General features: G+C 70.6%; 4 protein-coding genes. 2 read left to right on the forward strand and 2 right to left on the reverse strand.

The window, feature by feature from the left end:
- Window positions 1-306: 306 nt before the first annotated feature.
- Together VFL99_RS16365 and argE are read right to left on the reverse strand one after the other, a co-directional pair.
- Window positions 307-1,593, reverse strand: coding sequence for an MFS transporter (locus VFL99_RS16365; protein WP_325107422.1), 1,287 nt, complete (start codon window positions 1,591-1,593; stop codon window positions 307-309).
- Window positions 1,590-2,864: an acetylornithine deacetylase gene (gene argE / locus VFL99_RS16370; RefSeq protein WP_325107423.1), complete on the reverse strand. Its 1,275-nt coding sequence runs from the start codon at window positions 2,862-2,864 to the stop codon at window positions 1,590-1,592. The genes VFL99_RS16365 and argE overlap by 4 nt, the downstream gene beginning before the upstream one ends.
- A gap of 245 nt (window positions 2,865-3,109) precedes the next feature.
- On the opposite strand from argE, the gene VFL99_RS16375 reads away from it, so the two are divergent.
- Together VFL99_RS16375 and VFL99_RS16380 are read left to right on the forward strand one after the other, a co-directional pair.
- A complete protein-coding gene (locus VFL99_RS16375; protein WP_325107424.1) occupies window positions 3,110-4,399 on the forward strand; it encodes a thymidine phosphorylase in 1,290 nt (429 codons plus the stop codon).
- Between the two features lie 93 nt (window positions 4,400-4,492).
- The coding region (locus VFL99_RS16380) for an MFS transporter (RefSeq protein ID WP_325107425.1) at window positions 4,493-5,523 on the forward strand (1,031 nt) is incomplete at its 3' end.

Consider the following 5,523-nt stretch of genomic DNA (forward strand, 5'->3'; position numbering starts at 1 on the left):
GCCGGCAGCTGCTCTGGGAGCACGGCGGACCGGACTGCCTGCTCATGACGCCGTCGGGGGTCAGGCCGATGACCGAGGTGCTGCCGGACGCGTTCGGCGCGGCCGATCTCGACGAGCACCGCGCCGCCTCGCGCTGAGCCCGCCCCCGGGTTCCCCGATCTAGGTACTTCCCCGCCGATCTCGGGACTTTCCCAGCAATCTCGGGAGTAATCTCCCGAGATTGGCGGGAAAGCCCCGAGATCGCTGGGTGCTCGGCCCCCGGCTGCCTGGGCCGCGCCGCCGCGCGACCGTGTCGACGCGCAGCGGTCAGCGCAGGCGGAAGCGGTTGCGCAGCACCAGCAGCCCGGCGAGCGAGATGACCGCCACGGTGACGTAGTAGTAGCTGGGGGAGTAGAGCGACCCGGTCCGGTCGATCAACCACGCGAGCACCAGCGGCGCGATACCGCCGAAGAGCGTGACGCCGAGGTTGTAGGAGATCGACAGGCCGGTCGTGCGCACCCTGGTCGGGAACGCGCCCGAGAGCAGCGCCGGGAGCGGGCCGAAGTAGAGCGCCATGATCACGCCGAGCACCGCCTGCACGATGGTGAGGACCGCCACGCTCGGGTGGGCGATGAGCACCAGGAACAACGGCCAGATCAGCACGATCGCCGCGACGGCCGACCACAGCATGATGGCCACCGGGCCCACCCGGTCGGCCCACCTGCCGATGTAGGGCACCCCGACGAGGGTGACGATCCCGCTCACGATGCCACCGAGGTAGCCCGCGTAGCCGGGCAGGTGCAGGCTCTTCACCGCGAACGTCGGCATGAACAGGATGAGGTAGACCGAGATCGACGCGAGCCCCACGACCGCGGCGCCGCTCAGCAGCCGCACGGTGTGCTCGCTGAACGTCGCCAGCAGCGGCGACTTCACCTTGTCGGTGTCGACGAACTCCGGCGTCTCGTCCATCTTCATCCGGATGTAGAGCCCGGTCGGACCGAGCAACAGCCCGAAGAGGAACGGCACGCGCCAGCCCCACGACTCCAGCTGCGACTGCGACAGGTAGGTGTTGAGCACGAAGCCGAACGCCGACGCGAGGAACATCGACGCGCCCTGCGTCGCCACCTGCCAGCTGGCGTAGAACGCCTTGCGACGGCGAGTGTTCTCGACCAGGAACGCTGTGGCGGTGCCGAACTCGCCCCCGGCCGAGAATCCCTGCAGCAGCCGGGACACCACGATGAGCAGACCGGCCCAGGCGCCGATCGTCCCGGCAGTCGGCGCGATCGCCATGAGGCCGGTGCCGCACATCATGATGAAGATGGTCAGCGTGAGCGCCTTCTTGCGACCGGCGCGATCACCGTAGGCGCCGAGCACCACGGCACCGAGCGGGCGGATCAGGTAGGAGATCGCGAACGTCCCGAAGGTCAGCAGCAGCCCGGTGACGCCTTCACCCTCGGGGAAGAAGAGCTTGCTGATCACCACCGCGAACGAGGCGTAGACGATGATGTCGAACCACTCGAGCGCGTTGCCGATCGACGAGGCGACGACGGCGCGGCGGGCCCGGGCGCGCTCCTGCTGGGTCAGGCGCTCGACGCCGAGGGTGTCGACGCTCATCGGGACTCCCCGTCGTGCTCGGTGGTGGAGCCCGCGGCCGTGTCATCGCCGGTGTCCAGGCGCCGGACCAGCGAGGCGAGGAACTCCTCGCACCGCTCGATCTGCGACAGCTCGATGAACTCGTTGGGCGCGTGGGCCTGCGCGATGTCACCGGGGCCGCACACGACCGTCTCGATGCCGGCGGCCTGGAACAGCCCGGCCTCGGTGCCGTAGGTGACCTTGTCGCTCGAGCGGGTGCCCCCGAGCTCCACGGCAAACGGTATGGCGGGACTCGCCCCGTCCGTGTCCAGTCCCGGCACCTGCGCCACGACTTCGACCTCGACGGACGCCGCCGGGTTCTCGGCCCTCATCTGCTGCTCGAGCTCGGCGCAGCGCTGGCAGATCCGGTCGACGATCTGCGCCGGGTCGCTCGCGCTGATGCTGCGGAACTCCAGCTGCACGTCGCACCGCTCGGCGACGGTGTTGCTGGCGATGCCGCCCTCGATGACGTTGACGCTGGCGGTCGTGGACGGCACGACGTAGGCGTCGTCGAACGGCCCGCTCTGGCGGAACTCGTCGGCCATGTCACGGATCGAGGCGATGGCGCGCGCGGCATACTCGATCGCGTTGACGCCCTGCGGGGTCAGCGACGAGTGGGCGGCCACACCGCGGAAGTGCAGGTTCACCAGGTTGATCGACTTGTGGGCGGCGACCACCCGCATGCTGCTCGGCTCGCCCACGATGCAGATCCGCGGGCTCAGCCCGAGGCCGGGCAGCGCCTCGACCAAGGCAGCGCCACCGCCGCAGCCGACCTCCTCGTCGTAGGAGAAGGCGAGGTGGACCGGCTCCGACAGCTTCGCCGCCAGGAGGGTCGGCACCGTGTGCAGCACCACCCCGAGGAAGCTCTTCATGTCGCAGGTGCCGCGGCCGTAGAGTCGCTCATCGCGCACCTCGGCCTCGAACGGCTCACTGCTCCACTCCTGGCCGTCGACCGGCACCACGTCGGTGTGCCCCGACAGGACGATGCCGCCAGCGGTGGTTCCGTCGTGGGCCGGGATGGTGGCCACGAGGTTGGCCTTGCGGCCGTCGCCGTTGGGCAGGACGTGTGCGGTGACGCCCTGCTCGGCGAGCTGGTCGCGGACCAGGCCGATCAGCTCGAGGTTCGAGTTGCGGCTGGTGGTGTCGAGGGCGACGAGCCGCAGGATCTCCGGCAGCGAGCGGGGCGCGCGGGAGCCCTGCGCCGGTCCAGCGGCGGCGTCGCGGGAGCCGCGAGACGGGTCTGGAGCGTTCATGCTTCCCGAGCATGCCACGTCCGTCCCGTATGCCGGACACTCGTCTCGCCATCTGACGCTCCCCACCGACCTTGTTGCTGGTGAAGGGCGAACCGCGGTTCGCCCCCCACCAGCAAAAAGGTTTCGGGGGAGGCGAGCATCACCGGAGTTGTTGCTGAAGGGACGAGGCTCCCGGTAACCGCGAACCTTCAACAACAAGCCGTCGGATGTCCGAGGGTGGGCCGTCGATGGGGCAGGATCGGGGCATGAGTGAACCGTTCGACGCCGTGGACGTCATCCGGACCAAGCGCGACAGGGGCGTGCTGTCCGACGAGCAGGTCGACTGGGTGGTCGACGCCTACACCCGCGGCGCGGTCGCCGACGAGCAGATGTCGGCGCTCGCGATGGCCATCTTGCTCAACGGCATGCAGCGTGCGGAGATCGCCCGCTGGACGCAGGCGATGATCGCCACGGGTGAGCGGCTCGACTTCGGCCGCCTGTCGCGACCGACCGCGGACAAGCACTCCACCGGCGGTGTGGGCGACAAGATCACCCTGCCGCTGGCACCGCTCGTCGCCGCGTGCGGCGTGGCCGTGCCGCAGCTGTCCGGCCGCGGTCTGGGCCACACCGGCGGCACCCTCGACAAGATGGAGGCGATCCCGGGCTGGCGTGCCGACCTCAGCAACGAGCAGATGATGCGCCAGCTCGAGGACGTCGGGGCGGTGGTGTGCGCCGCCGGCGCGGGGCTGGCGCCGGCGGACAAGAAGCTCTATGCGCTGCGCGACGTCACCGGCACGGTGGAGTCGATCCCGCTCATCGCCAGCTCGATCATGAGCAAGAAGATCGCCGAAGGCACCGGCGCCCTGGTGCTGGACGTCAAGGTCGGCTCGGGTGCGTTCATGAAGGACCTCGACGACGCCCGCGAGCTGGCCGAGTCGATGGTGGCCCTCGGCAAGGACGCCGGCGTCACGACGGTGGCGGTGCTCACCAACATGCAGACCCCGCTCGGACTGACCGCCGGCAACGCCCTGGAGGTGCGCGAGTCGGTGGAGGTGCTGGCCGGTGGCGGCCCCGGCGACGTGGTCGAGCTCACCGTGACGCTGGCTCGGGAGATGCTCGCCGCCGCGGGCAGGGACGACGTCGACCCGGCGGACGCGCTCAAGGACGGACGCGCGATGGACGTGTGGCGGCAGATGGTCCGCGCCCAGGGCGGCGACCCGGACGCGGAGCTGCCCACGGCCAAGGAGACGCACCAGGTGCTGGCCCAAGGGGACGGTGTCGTCACCCAGCTCGACGCGCTCAAGGTCGGGGTGGCGGCCTGGCGCCTGGGCGCCGGCCGTGCCCGCAAGGAGGACCCGGTGCAGGCTGCCGCCGGGGTCGAGATCCACGCGAAGCCGGGCAGCGAAATCCGTTCGGGCGAGCCGGTGCTCACGCTGCACACGGACACCCCGGAGCGCTTCGGCCGGGCGCTGGAGGCACTCGACGGTGCGGTCACGATCATGCCCGCGGGCTCCCGCCCGGACCTGCTTCCGTTGGTCATCGACAAGGTGCGCTGAGCAGGAGGCGACGCGGTCGCGGCCGGCGAGCATCCGGCATACCGCGAAAACCCATTGACCTCAAGGGTGGTTGATGACCGATCCTTGTGCCTTGTGACCACGACGACGACCACCGAGGGTGAGCGCCAGCCTGCGACCCCCGTGCCCCGGCTGGACCCGTTGGTGCGGCGGCTGTTCGTCGGCGTGGCGTTCTCGGCGCTGGGCAGCGGACTCACCATGCCGTTCCTCTACGTCTACCTCTCCGAGGTGCGCGGGATCCCCACCTCGACGGTGGGCCTGCTGTTCGCCTGGATGGGACTGCTCGGCTTCGTCGGATCGCCCCTCGGTGGGACGCTGATCGACCGGCTCGGCCCACGCCCGGTGATGCTCGTCGGTCTGGTGACCGAGGCCATCGGAGTCGGCTCGCTGGCGCTGGTCCAGACCACGTGGCAGGCGCTGGTCGTCGCGTCGTTCATCTGCCTCGGCACCGTCGGCCTCTACCCGGCGACGACGGCGATGCTCACCCGGCTGGTGCCCGAGCCGGCCCGGGAGAAGACCTACGGGCTGCAGTTCATGCTCATGAATGCTGGCCTCGGCGTCGGCGGCCTGGTGAGCTCGGTGCTCGTGCACGTCGGCGACGTCTCGTCGTTCCAACGGCTCTACGTCATCGACGCGCTGTCCTACCTCGCCTACATCGCGGTGCTGGTCAGCCTGCCGCGGGGCACCGGGTCGGCGCCGGCTGCGGCACCGGCCAAGGAGGCGCAGCCCGGGTGGGGGCCGGTGCTGCGGGACCGAACCCTGGTGCGGGTGGTGGGGCTGTCGGTGCTCGTCATCACGTTCGGCTACGCGCAGGTCGAGGCGGGGCTGGCGGCCTTCACCGTCGACGTCGCCGGAATGCCGCCGCGCGCACTCGGCTGGGCGTTCGGCGCGAACACCGCCGCCATCGTGCTCGGGCAGCTCGTCGCGCTGCGGTTCATCGCCGGGCGCCGCCGGTCGGCGATGCTCGCCCTCTGTGCGGGCACGTGGTCGCTCTCCTGGGCGGTGATCGCGCTGTCGGGAGCGGTCGACGGCTGGCTCACCGTGGCGCTGGTCGTCGCGGGGCTCGGCTTCTTCGGCCTCGGCGAGACGTTGTGGGCGCCGCTGGC

It is taken from the genome of Segeticoccus sp., assembly GCF_035708005.1.

Excerpts from the sequence above, each read along its gene's own strand:
- VFL99_RS16365 (WP_325107422.1), bottom strand. The coding sequence starts at position 1,593 with ATGAGCGTCGACACCCTCGGCGTCGAGCGCCTGACCCAGCAGGAGCGC.
- argE (WP_325107423.1), bottom strand. The coding sequence starts at position 2,864 with ATGAACGCTCCAGACCCGTCTCGCGGCTCCCGCGACGCCGCCGCTGGA.
- VFL99_RS16375 (WP_325107424.1), top strand. The coding sequence starts at position 3,110 with ATGAGTGAACCGTTCGACGCCGTGGACGTCATCCGGACCAAGCGCGAC.